Source organism: Lacrimispora sphenoides (genome assembly GCF_900105215.1).
GTDB classification, from domain to species: domain Bacteria; phylum Bacillota; class Clostridia; order Lachnospirales; family Lachnospiraceae; genus Lacrimispora; species Lacrimispora sphenoides_A.
Genome location: NZ_FOIP01000002.1, coordinates 1,230,642 through 1,248,495 on the forward strand (window position 1 = coordinate 1,230,642; position 17,854 = coordinate 1,248,495).

Here is a 17,854-nt window from a genome sequence, read left to right on the forward strand (position 1 = left end):
GTCAATAAAACATGATAAAATCAAAATAGAGAATCGATAAGAAAATAAATAGATTTTCGAAAGGAGACAATTGTGAGAGAAAGACAAGAACAAACAATGACAGGGAAAAGTGATAAAAGGTTATTAGATGCAAGTGAAGTGTGCTACTACCTGAGTTTGGGAAGAAATCGAGGAGTAGAGTTTGCCAGGTCTATTGGTGCAGAGGTTAAGATTGGAAGGAGGTCATTATATGATAGGGTAAAAATTGATCATTATCTTAATGAATTAACTGGAACAAAAAAAGAGCAAACACAGTAACTTTGGCGAGCGATGTGTTTACTCCGACAACAAAATCCAGAAAGGATATGTATATAGTATAACATGATCCTTTCGGCGAATCAAGAAAAATGAGAGGAGATTTATTATATGTATGGTTTAACGGTATTTGAGCAGAACGGGCAGCTTTTAACAGATAGTAGAGAAGTAGCGACGGTCGTAGAGTCGCGACATGCGGATTTACTGGAAAAAATAGACGGATACATTAGGCATTTAGCCAACGGAGAATTCCGTTCGCTAGACTATTTTATGCCAAGTACTTATGTAGATGCGCAGGGAAAAGAAAGACCTTGCTTCCTTTGCACAAAGAAAGGCTGCGATATGATCGCCAATAAACTGCAGGGTAAGAAAGGGGTACATTACACAGCCAGATACATAGAAGCCTTTGACAAGATGAAGGAATTCATTGAAAAGGGAATACAGTATAGTAAACAGATATCATTCAAGGAGCAGGTGGAATGTATTAGCGTTGTAGCTGACATACTCCGTGTAAATGATGCCAGCAAGCTACTGATGATCGGACAGTTATATAAGAGCTACGACCTACCGACAGAATTCCTTCCTAAGTATGAGTATAACGGCAGCCGGGAATTAAAATCAGCTACAGATTTACTGAAACAATTTGATTTAGGTATGTCAGCAAAGAACTTCAATGTTTTAATGAGAGAACAGGGTTACCTTGAAGAGAGGACCAGGAAATCAACCTCAAGCCCAAGCGGAACCAAGAAATATAATGCCCTGACTGAAAAAGGGTTAAAATACGGCGAGAATGCCGTAAGCCCACAGTGCCAGCGCGAGGTACAGCCTATGTATTATGCCGATTCGTTCAAAGAACTGTTTGAAATGGTGGTTGGCCGGGAGGTGGCATAATGAAACAGAAAACTCCTGATGAAATAGTTCATGGTGTTATTGAATTACAAAAGAATTGCCAAGAAATAAGTGAGGCAGAGTTTAATAATATTGTTGGGGAAGTAATTAGAGAGAATTGCACTGATGATGATTTAACGAATAAGAAATTTTTAACTGTGGTATTTGAACTTATTCATGACAATATTTATGGAATATAAAAAATCACATAATGATTTTATTTAAAAATATGGGTTGTGACTGATAAATTTATTAGTGCACAGCCCATTTAATATGGTCTTAATTTGATATTTGAATTATACATATTCAATAGATGTAGGCTTGCTGATAGATAATAAAAAACGTTAGTCAAATGTTAGTCATTTAGATATTGTCAAATTTATCTATAACTAAATTCATCTTATAAAACAAGAAAAACCCCGTAAAAACGAGGTTTTTATAAAGCTCCCGGGGGGACTCGAACCCCCGACCTACGCATTACGAATGCGTTGCGCTACCAACTGCGCTACGGAAGCAATCCGGTTATAATAATATAAGGTCTGAACCTTTGATAGTATAACAGCTAAATGGTAAAAAATCAACCCCTACTTGAAAAAAAACTTAAATTGCGTAATTATTGCCAAACTCCCCATAAAAAGATATAATTAGTAAAAGATTCCAGGAGAGAGCGCTTATTTATAAGGAGTTTTTTTACACAAAATTGCGGAAAGAGTCAGCCGGAAAACAAGTTCGTTTTTTATAATTAAATATATGTGACCATTGATAAGACTATTATTAATAAAGGAGAAACCCTGTCATTAAGGAGGTCAGGGTGCAGGTGAATGCGATGGAAAAATGGGGTGAAATTAGAAAGCATGTTTATGTCAGCGGACGGGTTCAGGGGGTGGGATTCCGCTTCCGAACCCAGCAGTTTGCCCGGGGCCTTAACCTTACTGGTTGGGTAAGAAACTTAGATGACGGTCGGGTGGAAATGGAGCTGCAGGGGCGGGAAGAAGAAATAGACCGCCTGTTTGACCATTTAAGGCAGGATCGTTACATTATGATTGACAGCTTCCAGGCGGCAGAGATCCCGCCAGTGAAAGAAAGCGGATTCCGGGTAAGGTATTAAGTGAGAAAGATTGACAGCGGCTGCATACCCATGTTATACTACCAACACAACAGAATAGCTCATGAGGGAGTAGTTTGCGCGGACTGCCGCGTGTCAAGTCAACATACTGACCATGATGGTCTGGCTTGTCTTAAAAAACGAGACTCATGTATAGCCCAGGCTATACATAGGTCTTTTTCTTTATATTGGCTCAAGTATAACCTGACAGGGTTGTACGGGAGTCTTTTTTGTTGAATAAACGATTTAGTACGGAGGAAGTAAAATGAACTTAGTTGAACTCTTTATTCTTGCTGTGGGGCTATCTATGGATGCATTTGCCGTGGCGATCTGCACCGGGCTGACAATGAAGAAAACAACCGTAAAAAAGGCAATGATTGTAGGTCTGTACTTTGGTATATTCCAAGCTGTTATGCCGCTTATCGGGTATTTTGCAGCCACATGGTTTGCGGACAAGATTATCTCCTATGACCATTGGATCGCGTTTGCATTGCTCTGCTTTCTTGGCGGTAGAATGATTTTTGAAAGTTTTAAAGGAGGGGGATGTCCTGACAGAGTCTGTCCGGTTGAAACGTGCAAAGACAGAAACTGCCCCGGAGGAAAGCGGCCTGAAAACAAGGAAGCCACTTTAAAGCCCGACGAGATGCTGCCCCTTGCCCTTGCCACGAGTATAGACGCTCTGGCTGTGGGTGTATCCTTTGCCTTCCTTCAGGTCAACATCGTTCCGGCGGTTTCTTTTATCGGGATTACAACATTTGCCTTATCCATGATCGGTGTTAAAATAGGAAATGTATTCGGCACAAGGTTCAAATCGAAAGCGGAGCTGGCCGGAGGTATTATATTAGTATTAATTGGTTTAAAAATATTGCTTGGGCATTTGGGGATTATTCCTTTGTAAAATGTAGCGGGGATATGTATGGATAATGTTTGGAAAAATTATCGCACATAGAAATGGGATATGTTACCATAGTCACATAGAACAATCGAGTTAATGCAAAAGCGTTGGCTTTCCATCATACATAGATGGGAGGTGGTGCGGATGAAATATGAATTTAAAGACCTTATGGTCTTTGGTATGTTCTTTTAAATTAGAAGAATTTTAAGAAGTATCAACAATACTTGAAGAGCAAAACATGTCCTTGTCGGAATTAAAAAAATCACTTTTTTCGTTGGGTGTTCTCTCTAATTATGATACGCTCACAAGCTGCAGCTCATTAAGTTTAAATATTGTAAATGGCGGGTTCGAATACCGGAAACCCGCCACTTTATATTAACTAGCAATCCCACTTATTTTCGCATCTTTCTTCATTTCTTCCGCAGCATGGTGCACAATTGCATCCATCACGAAATCCTTCACAATAGCATCTTCTTCTTTCTTCCGCGCAAGGATCAACGCGCTCGCATTCGCATTTACATTCACATCTGCATCTACAATTATTTCTGCCATCAAAGTTAGAGCAACCCATAACATAATACCTCAATATCGTTATTTACAGTATATTATATGGGACGGATAGACGAGATGTGCATTTTTTAGAATGATTAATTCGCTCTCTACCCTGCCAGCTAATACCTAATATCAACTACCAAAAATTTCCATAATGCTTGTAAAAAATAGCTGGTAAAACTTTATATTAAATTATAGAAGATTTCATTGTGAATAAAAAAGGTAAAATAATTAACAAAAGAAGTATTATAATAGACTTGTAATTGAACTAGCAGATAATCACCTAAAAATGTGCGGATTACCATTGAGACGGCATATCATAAATTAGAAGTAATGTATTATAAACGATTAATGGTTCATTATTATAAACTAAAACAGAAGGGAAGGGTGGCTACTATCATGAGAGCCACCCATATTTATTAATTTAGACAATTCCGTATAAAGCAACTCCGGATTGAGATAACCAGCTTAAAATTCTCCTGGAGCCTGTATTACATTTCTATCGAATACATATAGAGCATATTCCAACAGTTACCGGCTCAAACGTTTTCACAATATAAAGCGTTTCGGGCTTCGTTTCCTTTTTTACCATAGAGAATACCCTCTTTTGAAAAAATTAGGTGAAAGGTTGAAAAGGGCCAGTTCGCTCCCTTCTGACATATAATATATAAATATATATTTATATATATATTATATGAAAATACTAAGACTTCACAATAAAAGGAGACAAGCAACATGAGTATTATAAATATAGCTGTTTTTACTTTTAACGATATTACAACGGCAATACAAAGCGCACAAGTCGGGGATACAATTAATTTTTTCATTCAAAATGATATAGTTTTCCCAAGTGCGGCAGGGATAACAAAAACCTTAACCATCAACCTCATAAACGCCATCAACGGCAATGTTACGCTTAGTGTTCCTGTAGGAGATACTTTCCGCCACTTTACAACAGGTGTCACGCCCATTTCTAATGTGTCCATGACAGTTAACAGCGGTATAATCCTAGATGGTGGTGGTACGGGTGGAGGTCTGTTTATATTCGGCTCAAACTGCTCTGTAGAGCTTAACGGCTGCACCTTCAGTAATTGTAAAAGTGCCCTTAATGGCGGTGCTATACAAGTCGTGGGCGATACCACGAGAAGCACGCTTATCATAAATAATGATACAATTATTACAAATTGTAGCGCCATCTTCGGAGGCGGGATTGTGGCTTCTGGCTGTAACGTTACACTAAACGGAGGAGAAATAATCGGCAATACAGCAAGTAACTCCGGCGGCGGCATGTCTGTCGACGGAAGGTCGGCGGTGTTAGGTTCCACCTTCACTATCAATGGCGGGACAATAACCGGCAATACCGCTACTACAAATGACGGCGGTGGTATAAACGCACAAAATACTATCATCACTATACTTGGAGGCGAAATAAGCAATAATACAGCCATGGGATTTGGCGGCGGAATCAACGTCTTTACCACCATAGTTGCACAGGCTGCTCTTATAATCAATGGAGGCACCATAATAGGCAACAGTATCAGAAATTTTGGCGGAGGTATTGGTGTTCAAAGTAAGATTAGTGAACTGATTATGACTGGCGGTCTGATCACCCAAAACAGTGCCACTATTACAACTGGCAGCAATCAAGGCGGAGGTATATATGTCCAGGAAGGAAATACCTTCGAAATGAGCGGCGGAAAAATATTTAATAACACGGCAGGAAGCGGCGGTGGAATCTTTTTAAACAATTCTACGCTTAACCTAAATGGCACTGCAGAAGTAAGCGCAAATGAAGCGGCTGCAACTGCCGGCGGGATTTACGGGTTTCAAGGTTGCACAGTTAATGTCTTCGGGGAGGCGAAAGTCATCAACAACAGCGCCTTATGCAGCGGCGACCCTACGAGACAGGACAGGGGCGGAGGTGGCATTGCGATACTTTCATTTGGGACTACTTCAACCGCGACAATAAGCGATAATGCTGTGATTAGCGGCAACACATCGGTAAGCTATGGCGGTGGAATCTGGACTTATCCGAATTTCAGCCCTGCTAACTTTGTCAACATCGAAGGTGGAACGATTGAAAATAACATGGCAAACTTTGGCGGCGGAATTTCAATGGGAGAAATACCTGGGGATACCCCCGTCTTGACAATAACAGGTGGCATAATTACCAATAATAGCGCAATCACGGATGGCGGTGGTATCATCACCAAGGGGTCGTTTGTTTCGGTTGCCAACTGTTCAATAACGAATAATACTGCAGGCCTCGACGGCGGAGGAATCTGGATTGCTTATGCTGAACTAGCCAACCTCACTGTAGCCTCCGACGTCATCTTTTCAGTAAACCAGGCTTCACGCGCATTCAACCGTAACCCTATTGACGATGCTCTCTATTTTTCCCATATTTTCGCCACTCATTGGACCGTACCTTTCACACAGGGCTACAACAACTTCGATATCAGCTACACCAACGGGACGCCCTTTGTCTTCCCGACGGATGTGACCTTAACTGCCATTAAAACTGCTGTCGGCGCGCCACTGGAAGCGGGACAGTTCACTTTCACCGTCTTCGACCAAGCTGGCAACCCTGTCGCCATGGCAACAAACGATGCCGCTGGAAACGTGACATTTCCGGCCATAACCTTCGATGCCCCCGGAGTGTTCAGCTTCACAGTGCGCGAAACTGGCTTTCCAACGGGCTGGACGCCGGACACACGGGTTTTCCCTGTCATCATCACCGTAATCGATACTGGGAACGGACAGCTCGTAGCAAGCGTCAGTTTCCCGGACGGTTTTCCAAGCTTCACGAACACATTCGAGCAGCCGCTACAGCCTGCTACAGCGACTATTCGGGCAAAAAAATGTCTTTGCGGCGGGCGCCTGTGCGGTAATGACTTCACCTTTGCAGTTTTCGATCAAAACGGCAATGAGGTCGCAAGAGCTACAAACGACGCGTGCGGCAATATCGTTTTCCCGGCGCTTACCTTCAACCAGCCCGGTGTGTTTAACTTTACAGTCCGTGAGCTGAAACCATCAGGTTGTTGTTTTAAAATGGACGGCCGTGTATTCCCGGTAACGGTGACCGTTACAAACAATGGCACAGGGCAGCTTGTTGCGACTATAAGCTATCCGGATGGCAAGCCTGTCTTTGTCAATCGCGTATGTGACTGTTGTCGTAAGGAAAAATAAACTACTCTAATTAGCATACCACAACCCGATAAAAGAGTTCTTACATTTGAAAAATTTGATGGTTTCTAGTAAAAAATAGGGAATAGAAGAGTGTTTAATCTCGACTATTCCGGGTGTATTGCTGTAATTACCGAAACAAAAACTAGGTTAGATTTTAATAGTAGCATGAAAATGCAAACGGTCACATTTGGGAAACTATTAGAGGAATGATAGGGTAGTTTGCGAGGTTTGATAATTGAATAGCATCATTTTATATAAAGGTGTCTGTGTTCACGTTTCGATTGAGCATGGACACCTTTTGTTAGAAGCAGAGGGGAAGAAGCCGCGTTGTGATTTCGAAGAGGTCGGATTGGCTGTCCCGGAGTTTGAATTAAGTGAAAAATTTGGAGGAACAGTGGTTGTTTATCGTCAATTCAGAAACGGTGCAAAACACTCGGCTCCTTTTGTTTTCTAAAAAAAACATTAAGAATTAATTGGTAATGTCGAAATAAATATGTAGTATTATAAAAAGAAATGTGAGGTAATAAGATGAACGAAGAAACATTAGTATTTGGTAAAGGTATTAAAATTTGGAGCATTATTTGCATTGTTTTAAGCGCACTCTCTTTAATTGTCAATTGTACATTAGGATTTTTTGATTTAGCTGTTATAGGTGTAGCTATCTGCGCAGCTTATATTCTATTGTTAGTTAAGAAAAGAAAGATTGCATTTTATGCCATTGTAGTTTGTACAATAATTATAATGGTTCTAAATGTGGCAATACATGATATAGGTATTGTAACCTCATTATCCGGTTTCATAAATCCTATTATTACATTTTGTTTTCTATCAAAATACTGGAAACAGATGGAATAGGTTGACGCTCATAGGCGTACTGCCCGATCTGTTTAGCAGCAGCCAGAACATACATGTCTATACCTATGTACAGAGTAGAGAACTCAGAGAATATTGAAGCGAAGAGTAATAAGGTGATTATATAGAAGCAACTATCTATAATGGTGGTTGCTTTTTTATGTTTGCCCGCCATGGGCGGGCTCTAATGGGTGAAAGTCCCAAGTGCGCCTAGGCAACGAGGAAGCACATAGCTAAACAGCAAGGGTGTTCATTGTGAGGTGGAATCCGAAGGAAGCTGTAGGCAAACTCTTGGTCCGACGGACAGAAATCACATATTAGGCTCTGAAATACGGATAAGTCTGCATAAAGAGACGAAGTCCAAAAGTTGCTGGAAGTAGGAGTAAATGTGTCGGATAGATGAGAGGAAAGAGCTCGTACCTTAATCGGGGAGGTCTCACAGCGGTATCATTTGCCGAGTAACAACGAACTGTGAGAAGTCAGCATAGTCCATAGTAGTGAGGAAGTTACTGTAATGGAAATGGAGCGAAGGGACGAACAATCAATCAGTTGAAGTAGGTTCCGGCTTGTAATCAAAGCAACACCTGTCGATAACGTCAAAGGTGGCCTAGAGGAACGGGACAGAAAGGAAACAACGCATGGACACAAATAGTCTAATGGAGCAGATAGTAAGTAAAGATAATCTCAATGCGGCATATCTGCAAGTCATACGAAACAAAGGAGCCGCAGGAGTGGACGGAATGGAGTACACAGAACTGGGCGAATACCTTTCGAAAAATGGCGAAACAATTAAGGAACAGCTGAGGACAAGAAAATATAAACCTCAGCCAGTAAGACGTGTGGAGATACCAAAACCAGATGGTGGAATCAGAAATCTTGGAGTTCCAACAGTAACTGACAGATTTATCCAACAAGCAGTAGCGCAGGTGTTAACACCGATCTATGAGGAACAATTCCATGACCAAAGTTACGGATTTAGGCCAAACAGAGGGGCACAGCAAGCAGTCCTGAAAGCATTAGAAATGATGAACGATGGACATAGTTGGATAGTAGATATTGACCTTGAAAAGTTCTTTGACACAGTAAATCATGACAAACTGATGACCATAATCGGAAGAACTATCAAAGATGGAGATGTAATCTCCATAATTAGAAAGTTCTTAGTCAGTGGAATTATGATAGACGATGAATATAAAGAATCCATAATCGGAACACCACAAGGCGGAAATATATCGCCATTGATGGCAAATATCATGCTGAATGAACTGGACAAGGAAATGGAACAAAGAGGACTGGACTTTGTCAGATATGCAGACGACTGTATCATAATGGTCGGAAGTGAACTGGCTGCAAATCGAGTAATGAAGAGCATTTCGAAGTTTATAGAAGAAAAGCTTGGATTAAAAGTGAATGTCAGCAAAAGTAAAGTGGATACCCCCAAAGGAATTAAATATCTCGGATTTGGATTTTACTATGACTCATTGGCCAAACAATATAAAGCCAAGCCACACGCCAAATCAGTAGCAAAGTTCAAGGCAAGAATGAAAGAACTAACATGCCGAAGCTGGGGTGTCAGTAACTCATATAAGATTGAGAAGCTAAACCAGTTGATACGTGGCTGGATAAACTATTTCAAAATCGGAAGTATGAAAGTGCTATGCAAGAAGTTTGATAGTAACATCAGATATAGACTTCGCATGTGTATCTGGAAACACTGGAAGACACCACAAAACAGAGCAAAGAACCTTATGAAGTTAGGGATAGACAGAAGAACTGCATTTAGAACGGCATATGCAGGAGCAAGGATAGCCTATATATGTAATAAGGGTGCAGTGAACGTGGCTATAAATAATGAGAGACTAACCCGATTCGGATTAGTCTCCATGTTGGACTATTACACCGCAAGGAGTGTTTAATGTTAAGTTGATTGAACCGCCGTGTACCGAACGGTACGCACGGTGGTGTGAGAGGTCGGGGAATTTACAAAATTCCCCTCCTACTCGATTACGAGTAAAACAGTCTTTTATGAAAACACGGTTTGAAAGAGATATTTTATAAGAATTTACCACGGTTTCTATCCCATCTAATTTAATAGGATTTTATGAGAAGTATGGATTTAAACCGATAGATAAATTGATAAATTATGGTAGCGATATTGATACAATCTTTATAAAAAACATATTATAGAAACGAACGCTCCGGATAAAAGCCAGGCATTATTAGAAGTATCAAGTCAGCTTGGCCATAGTGATCTAAGAATTACAGAAAAATACGCCTGTTTAGAAAAGAAAAATATTGAGGCTGGAAAACAGAGAATGTCATTTATATACGGTAAGTAATGTGGTAGAATTATGGAAGAGTTTGTGGAATAAAAAGATTTATTTTTAGGAAGTTCAAATGAAGTTAGACAAAAACTGGGACTGGAAAAATAGCCTTCCTTTAATTTTATGTATTGTAACATTGATTTTTGCAAACGTTATTGCTGATCGCCCTATGCAGGGCAATTTTATCGGTAGTATAACGAATAGCAATACTTATCCTGACCTTATGGAAATTGATGATTTGAAGCAATATTTAGGCTTATTTCCGAATTATGATGAAAACAATAGCGAAAGTTATGGCGATAATTATGACAAAATTGATAATGAACTTCGTTACGATTTAGAAAATAGCATTCTGAATGGAGAGTGGCCAGGGTTTCCTTATGTTCAACTTAATGATCGACTATATTTTAGTAAGCAAGCAGTTGATGATTGGTTTGCTGAACAGAGCAAACAACAACTTCGCGTAAATTAAGCTTATATGTAGTATTCATGGACTGCTAGCGATCAGTATTAAAATGCATGAGGCGGAACTAAACTGGCTTAACGGCAAATACCCGCTGGCAATGGATACTATCCGGAATATGGTCATAGATCGATGTGATTTACCGGAGGGTTATGATGTCAACACTTACAAGATCTTTCAGGGAATGCCTACAAGGATACTAAAAGACGGTGATATCATCGATTTGGGTGGGTGTAAGATTACTGTACTACATACACCAGGCATTCCCCAGGGCATCTGTGTTTTTGGGAGCCACAACGTGGTATTTATTTACCGGCGACCTTGTCTACAAGGATACGTTGTTTGCGTATTACCCTTCCACCGATCCGCAGGCATATCTCGCATCGCTTGAAAAGATAGCGGTACTGCCCGTGAAAAAAGTATTTCCGGCTCATCACAGTCTGGATATACAACCGGAGATTCTGAGCCGTATGCGAGACGCTTTCCTCCAGTTGAAAGTCGATGGTAACCTTCATCATGGTGGCGGTACTTTTGATTACGGCGATTGGGCTGTTTGGCTGTGATATATATTTTAATTAACTGTACATGTTAGTAACGCATGATGAGCATAATGTGAAGCCAAAAAGAAATATTTAACCATAGAAGAACAATTCAAAGAAACATTGAATAACAAGCGAGAAGGGGCGAGAGGCTAATCATAAAGGATACTGTCAAAAATGTGATAAAATATGGGTTATCCGTAAAGTTAGGAGGAATAGTTAATGGTAATAAAACGTCTGGAACTCAAAGATGTCAATTTTTATAGGGAAATTCGATTAGAAGCATTAAAGTCTCATCCTGAAGCGTTCAGTACCAGCTATGAAAGCGAAGTAACGGCTCCAATTGAACAGTTTGAAAGCAAGTTGGAATTTGAGCATTTTTATATATTCGGTGCATTTGAAGACGATAAACTGATAGGAACAGTTACACTAATCTTGGAGACCAAAACTAAACTTAGCCACAAGGCTCATATTGTTGCAATGTATGTTCGCCCACATTTCCGTAGGCTTGGTACCGGAAGAAACTTAATGATTAAGGCGATTCAAAAGGCGAAGGGAATAGAACGGATTGAACAAGTATATTTAACTGTTACCGCAAGTAATGAACCTGCAAAAAAACTTTATCAGTCTTTAGGTTTTAAAACATATGGAATTGACAAAAGAGGTTTGAAGATTGAAGATTCGTACTTTGATGATGAACTTATGGTTTTAGTTCTTTGAGCTAATGGTTACGATTGATGACTGGAATAAATCTGATCCACATGAAGACGGTAGATTGATAGGCAGATCACAGGGAAAAGAAACGTTTACTGTATCAGAGTTAAAAAACAAATGAATGGAATTTATACGACATCTGTAAATAAGGATACTTTATACGAATGCCCCATGGCATATAAAGGTATGGAAGACATCGTAAATAATATAGCTGCCACTGTAAATATTGAAAGTGTCATCAAACCTATTTACAATTTCAAAACCGGCGGTGAATAAAATAACTATTTTATGATTCGTGATTGAGATGACCATGTATGGACTTTTAAATAGTTTGTAGAGCAAGGCTAAACTCTCCATGCTATGAATTGAATTATTGAGATAATTTAAATTTTATACTATATTGTTATGAACAGGTAGAAGTGGCATTAGCCACTTCTGGATAATGCCATGTGAGTAAATTACTATCAATTAACTATAGATAAGACTTTTAAAGCCATATTAACACTTTTCATTGCAATCAAAAATAGTCTTGGCTGCAAGATATTTCCCGAAATCATCCTTCCATTTTTGGTGAATCTCTGATGAATCCCATACATTCAGAGCATCAGCTTCCAGATCCATTTTTATCATTAAATCATGACGGTTTGTTCTGTCAATGCAAGAGGAAAATATATGAACCTGGTGGATACCGGGGACTTCGGTTGCATGTGAAAAAAGATCATTAATTTGGCTGATTAATTCTTCTTTAATAGATACAGTATCTTGAAATTTTACAATTATATAGTGTGTCATAGTGCCTCCTTATATAGTTTAGTTTCATAATAGCATATTTTATAGTTTTTGAAAACCTTGGTTATGTGGGAATTGATGTGTACTTTACGATTGTGATTACGGAGAAACTTTAATTGACCCAAGACACTTTTATGATTTGGTTGATGAACAACAGATTATTGGTATTAAAAATGATTGGGTAACTACAAAAGATAAACTACCGGAGATGATGTTAGGTATATTGGCAAGCATATAATTAACGTAATTGTAGAAACCAATAAAGGTTTGATTACGAAGGTGCAACGTATTCGCCACAAAAATTACGACGGAATTTATGATGATTGGTATTGGGGGAGTATTTTTGGAGAGGTAAAGGCATGGCGGCATTTACCAGAACCATATAAAGAACGGAGTTGAAAGACACATTTCATTTTAATGGGGAAGACCGGTAAGATCGGGGGGACCCTACCGGCAATAAAAAGGTTATAACTGAAAAAACAAGTAAGGGATTTTAAATGTAATACCTGTTTTTTCTCTAAGATAATAATATCCAATATCTGAGCAAAAGAACGGTTAATGTAATGAATAGTTATTTTAATGTAATTAAATTAGGACTTAGCGAAGCACAGAAGAAGTGTAAAGGAACTATATTATGAATCTCTTGATTCACGGATTGCATTCTTCACTGCTTTTTTTATTACAAAATATAATATTACAAAAAATAAAATTGGGCCTACAGTTATAAATAGTAGATTGAGAACAGTTATAAAACCGTCAAATAGTAAATTGGCATCCATAGTCTGCACCTCCTTATACTTCCATTGTATATCATATAGGAGATAAAGAATAGTGATTTTACAATTAACAAAAAAGAAAGTCCAAGTAGGGGATATTAAAATACTCGGACTTTCATGACAAGGTAATATCATTATACCCTATTAAATAGAAAAAATAAAGAGCTTTGAAAACAAAAAAAGAGCACCGCGAATTTTGGGGAAAAGCGGCACCCTAAGAAGAGTTGATTAAATAATATCACAAAATGATGAATTTGTAAATAAAATTCTATAGATTATACACATTAGTTATATACTTAATATAAAAGAAACAATAATGTTAAAATATTAAAGCGTTTGATATGATTAGACAAGATTAAGTGAGCTTGGATACGATGATGTTGGTAATTGTGTGTACATAATTAGATTTACAGAACAATAAAGGTTGAGAAAAGAAGGGAACATACATGATAAAAGGCGGATTAATAAATTAAAACGGGGATTGTGAGAAAATTGAGGACGGAGTATCTGTCTGTTACCCTAATGGTTGGCATCATGACATCACAAGCAGATCGTGCATGGACTGAGGCACCCAGCATATTACCTTCCGGCCTGACTGGCAGTGCCGGGGCCGTAGGATATAAATAAATGCATGCCGGGTAATCGTTAAAAATTAATCAGTTTGATCAAATGGCTTTTTAGAATATGTAACTTTTTCGTTTTTGTCTATTTTGAAATAAGTTTGATCAATTAATTTTTCGTTAGCTTGAGGGAGTTTAACCTTTTCGTCACTAACTTTAGCGGCTTCATGTTTCTTACTCATTGAATAATCTCCTTTCATATGTGGTTACATTGTATCAGATTTTAGATCGAATGGCAAAGAAATAAAACAGAGCAACTATTGGATTAACAAAATTAGTATTTCCCGATCTTTCTATCTAAAATGCTATTGCTAAAATAATCGCCAAGGTACAATAGAACACTACGCCATCTATATTTTTATTTCTCCAGTACCGCAAAGCCATTATCAAATCAAAAAACGTTACAATTACACGTGAAACAACAATAATAGTCATTGTATATACCTCCTGTCATGCTTCCATCATTCGCCTTGTTCTCCCAAAATGATTTTCCAGAGTTATATGCCGTAAAATTATAGTAGCTGGCAAGATCGGGGGCGACTTCTGGCTGAGAAAAGGTTTTTACTTAGAGAAAGCAAGTATGAAAAATACAATCCTGTTTTTTCTAAGGTAATAATACCTGATACATAAATAAAAGAATGGTTAGTTTGATAAACTGTAGTTTTTTTGTTATGAACTACAGTAAATCGGGATAGCAGAGATAAAAATTGATCTGGCGCTAGGGATTTTTAAATATGAATGTCCTGAGTATGGAGAAGATGAAATTGAGCTTGGACAGAATTTTTGCCATACCTGTGGCGAACCGTTTGAGTGGATAGAGGAGTATGATTAGTATTTCCCAGAGTGTTGGGCTGAAGGGAGAAAGGAAATAAGATGTATTCAGTTGAGGATATCAAATCATGCACACAAGAGTGGTTTGCAGAATGTATAGATACGGTTGATGTGGTAAAAACCTATTCTGAAATTCTGAAAGAAACTGAGAAACAAATGGAATTTATGATAGAGCAATATTCTAAAAGGAATAAGCAAAATTAGGATTTCCCGTAGTACTATGAGGAAGGAAAAGGCATGGGAAAAAATATCAACAGACCCACATACCTTCTTTGGGCAGTTGGTTGGTCGTTTGATAAAGGGATATGATTTTTTGAATCGTTATTAGGGCGAATATATCGAAATTCTCAAAGTTAAATTCGGCATAATAACAGGGCGTAACCTGAATTATTTGATTTTCAATTGCATCTGCAATCGCATTACGGTCATTGAAAAGATGCAAAGGAATTTGAATTCTTCCATCAAGAGAGTTAAAGATATCCTCATCATATGGAAAACTGAAGTCTGAACCACCATAGCATAATATGCAATATCATTTTCTGTATTAAGTAACCTGAATTTGGCATGGATTCCTCTGCTCATATGGATACCTCCTTAAATGATGTTGGACAATTATAATCTTTACCATAATAATACGATTCCTAAATGTTCTGCCGAGTTTTACTACATTTATTATAAAAAATTTATCTGGAATGGCAAGAAAAAGTATATGAGAGTGAAAAAAATAGGGTTTAACCTAAAAGGGGTGAAAACCTATGATTTCCACCCCAGGAGTGCACAATACAATCAAAGTGCTACAGAACATTTTATCAGGAACTAGGGCGAAGAAGTAATAATGAGGTGTTCTTTCTCTGAAAGAAGTGCAAAGAGTTTCCCCTACGTTTGATAATCTGTTCGTAACAATAATATATGCGTTTACATAAAAAGAGTGAACAAGCTGACATAACCTTCCGGCCTGACGGGCAGGACCAGGGCCGGAGGGAGAAAGGATCACAAATGAAATGTAAGGATTGCGGAAAAAGCTTCACATATTTGGATACTTCTTGTTGCTGGTTAGCGAGGTGTGACTTGCTGGGGACAGCGCAAGTGGTTGGCGATTGTCTTGGCGGCGATGGTGAAAGTATGTGTAATTGTTCGGATCAGGAGCCGCCAGATTGGTACTGTGATCTTGGCAGGGACCATCAATATTGCATTCATCATGAAAATTAGGATTTATTGATCTTTGATAATTGAATATTAATAGTTGATAGCAAATGCGGTATGATAAATCATATAATTCATACTAAGGGGGAAAGAGGAATGCTACAGATTGGAGCTTTGCTGATGTTGATTTCAGGACTGTGGGATATATTTGGTGCTTCAAAGAGGATTGACAAGAGCAAGCTTGGGGTGGGAGAGACCGAGGAAATTGCCGCTGAGAAAATTAAGAGTAGGGGAAGGCGTTTTATATTGCTGGCAATAGTAGCATCTATAGTTAGCTTATTCATGCCGCAGATTGTATTGTTAATTCTTTATTTCGTCAATTTGTTCTAGAATTTGTTTTATAGATAAAATAGATTACCAACTATCAACCAGGTAGTTGGTTTTTTTGTACTCAAAACTGAGAAGTTAATCCAGTAAACGAATATTTAAAGGATTATTGTTCTTTGATAATTGAATATTGATAGTTGGTGAGTTTGGTGGTACTCTATTTGTTAATATGGTTTCATTTACAATATGAAAAAAGGGGAGCGGTTTTCAGGCTTATGTACTTTTAGCGAGTGCATGACTTGGTAACAGGTCTTTCTTAAGTATGCAGAACCACGTTTGGATATATGCCGGTTTGTTCCTTCAAACTGTCCTGATTGATAAGGAGGAGCATCGTTTCCGGCATAAGCATTAAGCGCCTTGGCACTGGTGAATCTGCGAACGTCTCCTATTTCAGCAATCAGGAGAGGGGCTAAGCGATCACCAACGCCATGCATCGATCGAACAACATTATATTCAGGAAGCGTATATGCTACTGACTGCATCTGCCGCAATAACAGATCAGCGGATGAACTGGTCTGCTTAAGCAGTGAAAGGCATTGAGAGAGCGCAAGAGAAGTACTGACATCGAGGCTGCGAGTAATAATACTATTGGAGGCAGTTTCGTATATAGCAAGAGCTTTCTTATGGGAGCTTCTGCAACGGTGCTTTTGGGCAAAGGAAATATAACTATTTATAAATCGCTTTTCCCCCATATGGACGATCTTTTCATAGTTTTGATATTTTTCTATGAAGTCATAGAATAGTGTGTTTTCTAAGTATTTGGAGGATATGGGGATAATGTTTTGAATGCCAGGCATGATTTCATCAAGGAGATTAGCTGTTTGTACTCTGGCTTTGACTTTCATGGAAACACACTGGTTGTACTGCCTTGAGAGAAATTTTAAGTCATCGTATTTTTGATCAGCAGGGCTGTAAGGTTTCAGCTGGTATGACTTTTCTAAAGCAAAATAGGCAATTCGGACAGCATCTTTTTTATCAGTTTTTCCTTTTCTGATATTGTTGTCCATAAACTTTTTAACAAGGAAAGGATTGATTACAAAGACAGAAAAGTTCTCATTAAGAAGAGCTTTAACGATTGGGTAATGATAGTGGCTGGTGGATTCCAGGGCGATTTTAGCGTCTTCCTGGTAAGAACGAATCAGGTTTGAAAGCTGTGAAAGATCGCTGCTGGTATGAGCGAATTCATGAGGTTATAATAGGATAGTTCCATCGGGACGTACTATAGCTACGGTACTTTTAGATTTGGATACATCAATGCCTACAGCTATCATGGTGTTCCTCCTTTGTGAATTAGTATGATTGGGTCCAACACTCAGTTATCGATTCATTTTCGTTCTTTACCCGGGAGCGAATCCCAACTTGCTTAATCGAATTCATGATAATGAGTGAAGGTTAACACTTTCAGTTGCGGGAGCTGCGTCCCATATTTGCCGACGTTAACCAATCAACCTCATCATAACAAAAAAAATAAGAATAGGGAGTATTTCCCTACT

General features: G+C 38.7%; 19 protein-coding genes, 1 tRNA gene and 2 pseudogenes. 14 read left to right on the top strand and 8 right to left on the bottom strand.

The window, feature by feature from the left end:
• The first annotated feature begins 72 nt into the window (after positions 1-72).
• The 3 genes from BMW45_RS22395 (at position 73) to BMW45_RS22405 (ending at position 1,382) form a co-directional block, all read left to right on the top strand.
• Entirely contained in the window at positions 73-297 is a 225-nt protein-coding gene (locus BMW45_RS22395) for a hypothetical protein (RefSeq protein ID WP_242883212.1), read from the top strand.
• Positions 298-405: 108 nt separating this feature from the next.
• Positions 406-1,185, top strand: coding sequence for a Rha family transcriptional regulator (locus tag BMW45_RS22400; RefSeq protein ID WP_092249177.1), 780 nt, complete (start codon positions 406-408; stop codon positions 1,183-1,185).
• Complete coding sequence (locus BMW45_RS22405; RefSeq protein WP_092249180.1) at positions 1,185-1,382, top strand: hypothetical protein; 198 nt, start codon at positions 1,185-1,187, stop codon at positions 1,380-1,382. Before BMW45_RS22400 ends, BMW45_RS22405 begins: the two co-directional genes overlap by 1 nt.
• Before the next feature lie 242 nt (positions 1,383-1,624).
• Here BMW45_RS22405 and BMW45_RS22410 read toward each other — a convergent pair.
• Positions 1,625-1,697 (bottom strand) — tRNA-Thr (locus tag BMW45_RS22410).
• A 311-nt stretch (positions 1,698-2,008) separates the two neighbouring features.
• Here BMW45_RS22410 and BMW45_RS22415 point away from each other — a divergent pair.
• Positions 2,009-2,290: an acylphosphatase gene (locus BMW45_RS22415; RefSeq protein ID WP_025232866.1), complete on the top strand. Its 282-nt coding sequence runs from the start codon at positions 2,009-2,011 to the stop codon at positions 2,288-2,290.
• A 262-nt stretch (positions 2,291-2,552) separates the two neighbouring features.
• On the top strand, positions 2,553-3,185 hold the full coding sequence (locus tag BMW45_RS22420; protein WP_092249182.1) for a manganese efflux pump MntP: 633 nt from the start codon (positions 2,553-2,555) through the stop codon (positions 3,183-3,185).
• A gap of 372 nt (positions 3,186-3,557) precedes the next feature.
• On the opposite strand, the gene BMW45_RS22425 is transcribed toward BMW45_RS22420, so the two are convergent.
• On the bottom strand, positions 3,558-3,758 hold the full coding sequence (locus tag BMW45_RS22425; RefSeq protein ID WP_092249185.1) for a hypothetical protein: 201 nt from the start codon (positions 3,756-3,758) through the stop codon (positions 3,558-3,560).
• A gap of 711 nt (positions 3,759-4,469) precedes the next feature.
• On the opposite strand from BMW45_RS22425, the gene BMW45_RS22430 reads away from it, so the two are divergent.
• The 7 genes and pseudogenes from BMW45_RS22430 (at position 4,470) to BMW45_RS22455 (ending at position 11,821) form a co-directional block, all read left to right on the top strand.
• Entirely contained in the window at positions 4,470-6,923 is a 2,454-nt protein-coding gene (locus BMW45_RS22430) for a Spy0128 family protein (protein WP_092249187.1), read from the top strand.
• 235 nt (positions 6,924-7,158) lie between these two features.
• Positions 7,159-7,377, top strand: coding sequence for a hypothetical protein (locus BMW45_RS27605; RefSeq protein ID WP_143057079.1), 219 nt, complete (start codon positions 7,159-7,161; stop codon positions 7,375-7,377).
• 74 nt (positions 7,378-7,451) lie between these two features.
• Positions 7,452-7,778 carry a hypothetical protein gene (locus BMW45_RS22435; RefSeq protein ID WP_025232869.1) on the top strand — a complete coding sequence of 109 codons (327 nt, stop codon included), beginning with the start codon at positions 7,452-7,454 and terminating at the stop codon, positions 7,776-7,778.
• Between the two features lie 635 nt (positions 7,779-8,413).
• Positions 8,414-9,691 carry a group II intron reverse transcriptase/maturase gene (gene ltrA, locus BMW45_RS22440; protein WP_092249190.1) on the top strand — a complete coding sequence of 426 codons (1,278 nt, stop codon included), beginning with the start codon at positions 8,414-8,416 and terminating at the stop codon, positions 9,689-9,691.
• Between the two features lie 481 nt (positions 9,692-10,172).
• Positions 10,173-10,571, top strand: a complete 399-nt coding sequence (locus tag BMW45_RS22445; protein ID WP_092249193.1) for a hypothetical protein — start codon at positions 10,173-10,175, stop codon at positions 10,569-10,571.
• A gap of 46 nt (positions 10,572-10,617) precedes the next feature.
• Positions 10,618-11,125, top strand: a pseudogene (locus BMW45_RS29035) (MBL fold metallo-hydrolase); the annotation flags it as partial.
• 198 nt (positions 11,126-11,323) lie between these two features.
• Entirely contained in the window at positions 11,324-11,821 is a 498-nt protein-coding gene (locus tag BMW45_RS22455) for a GNAT family N-acetyltransferase (RefSeq protein WP_092249196.1), read from the top strand.
• Positions 11,822-12,313: 492 nt separating this feature from the next.
• Here the strand turns inward: BMW45_RS22455 and BMW45_RS22465 are convergent, their stop codons facing one another.
• The 4 genes from BMW45_RS22465 to BMW45_RS28095 all read right to left on the bottom strand — a co-directional run bounded on the left by BMW45_RS22465 (position 12,314) and on the right by BMW45_RS28095 (position 14,435).
• On the bottom strand, positions 12,314-12,607 hold the full coding sequence (locus BMW45_RS22465) for a hypothetical protein (protein WP_092249199.1): 294 nt from the start codon (positions 12,605-12,607) through the stop codon (positions 12,314-12,316).
• A 629-nt stretch (positions 12,608-13,236) separates the two neighbouring features.
• Positions 13,237-13,383, bottom strand: a complete 147-nt coding sequence (locus BMW45_RS28085) for a hypothetical protein (RefSeq protein ID WP_166433447.1) — start codon at positions 13,381-13,383, stop codon at positions 13,237-13,239.
• A 649-nt stretch (positions 13,384-14,032) separates the two neighbouring features.
• The gene (locus tag BMW45_RS28090) at positions 14,033-14,182 is read right to left on the bottom strand and encodes a hypothetical protein (RefSeq protein WP_166433448.1); all 150 of its coding nucleotides are present in this window, start codon (positions 14,180-14,182) and stop codon (positions 14,033-14,035) included.
• 115 nt (positions 14,183-14,297) lie between these two features.
• Positions 14,298-14,435: a hypothetical protein gene (locus BMW45_RS28095; RefSeq protein ID WP_166433449.1), complete on the bottom strand. Its 138-nt coding sequence runs from the start codon at positions 14,433-14,435 to the stop codon at positions 14,298-14,300.
• A 438-nt stretch (positions 14,436-14,873) separates the two neighbouring features.
• Here BMW45_RS28095 and BMW45_RS28100 point away from each other — a divergent pair, with 438 nt between their 5' ends.
• Complete coding sequence (locus BMW45_RS28100; RefSeq protein WP_166433450.1) at positions 14,874-15,035, top strand: hypothetical protein; 162 nt, start codon at positions 14,874-14,876, stop codon at positions 15,033-15,035.
• A gap of 183 nt (positions 15,036-15,218) precedes the next feature.
• On the opposite strand, the gene BMW45_RS22470 is transcribed toward BMW45_RS28100, so the two are convergent.
• Complete coding sequence (locus BMW45_RS22470; protein WP_092249201.1) at positions 15,219-15,413, bottom strand: hypothetical protein; 195 nt, start codon at positions 15,411-15,413, stop codon at positions 15,219-15,221.
• Between the two features lie 717 nt (positions 15,414-16,130).
• Between BMW45_RS22470 and BMW45_RS22480 the strand changes: the two genes are divergently transcribed.
• The gene (locus tag BMW45_RS22480) at positions 16,131-16,364 is read left to right on the top strand and encodes a hypothetical protein (RefSeq protein WP_092249207.1); all 234 of its coding nucleotides are present in this window, start codon (positions 16,131-16,133) and stop codon (positions 16,362-16,364) included.
• A gap of 176 nt (positions 16,365-16,540) precedes the next feature.
• On the opposite strand, the pseudogene BMW45_RS22485 reads toward BMW45_RS22480, so the two are convergent.
• Positions 16,541-17,533 (bottom strand): annotated as a pseudogene (locus BMW45_RS22485) (IS110 family RNA-guided transposase); the annotation flags it as partial.
• Positions 17,534-17,854: the final 321 nt, after the last annotated feature.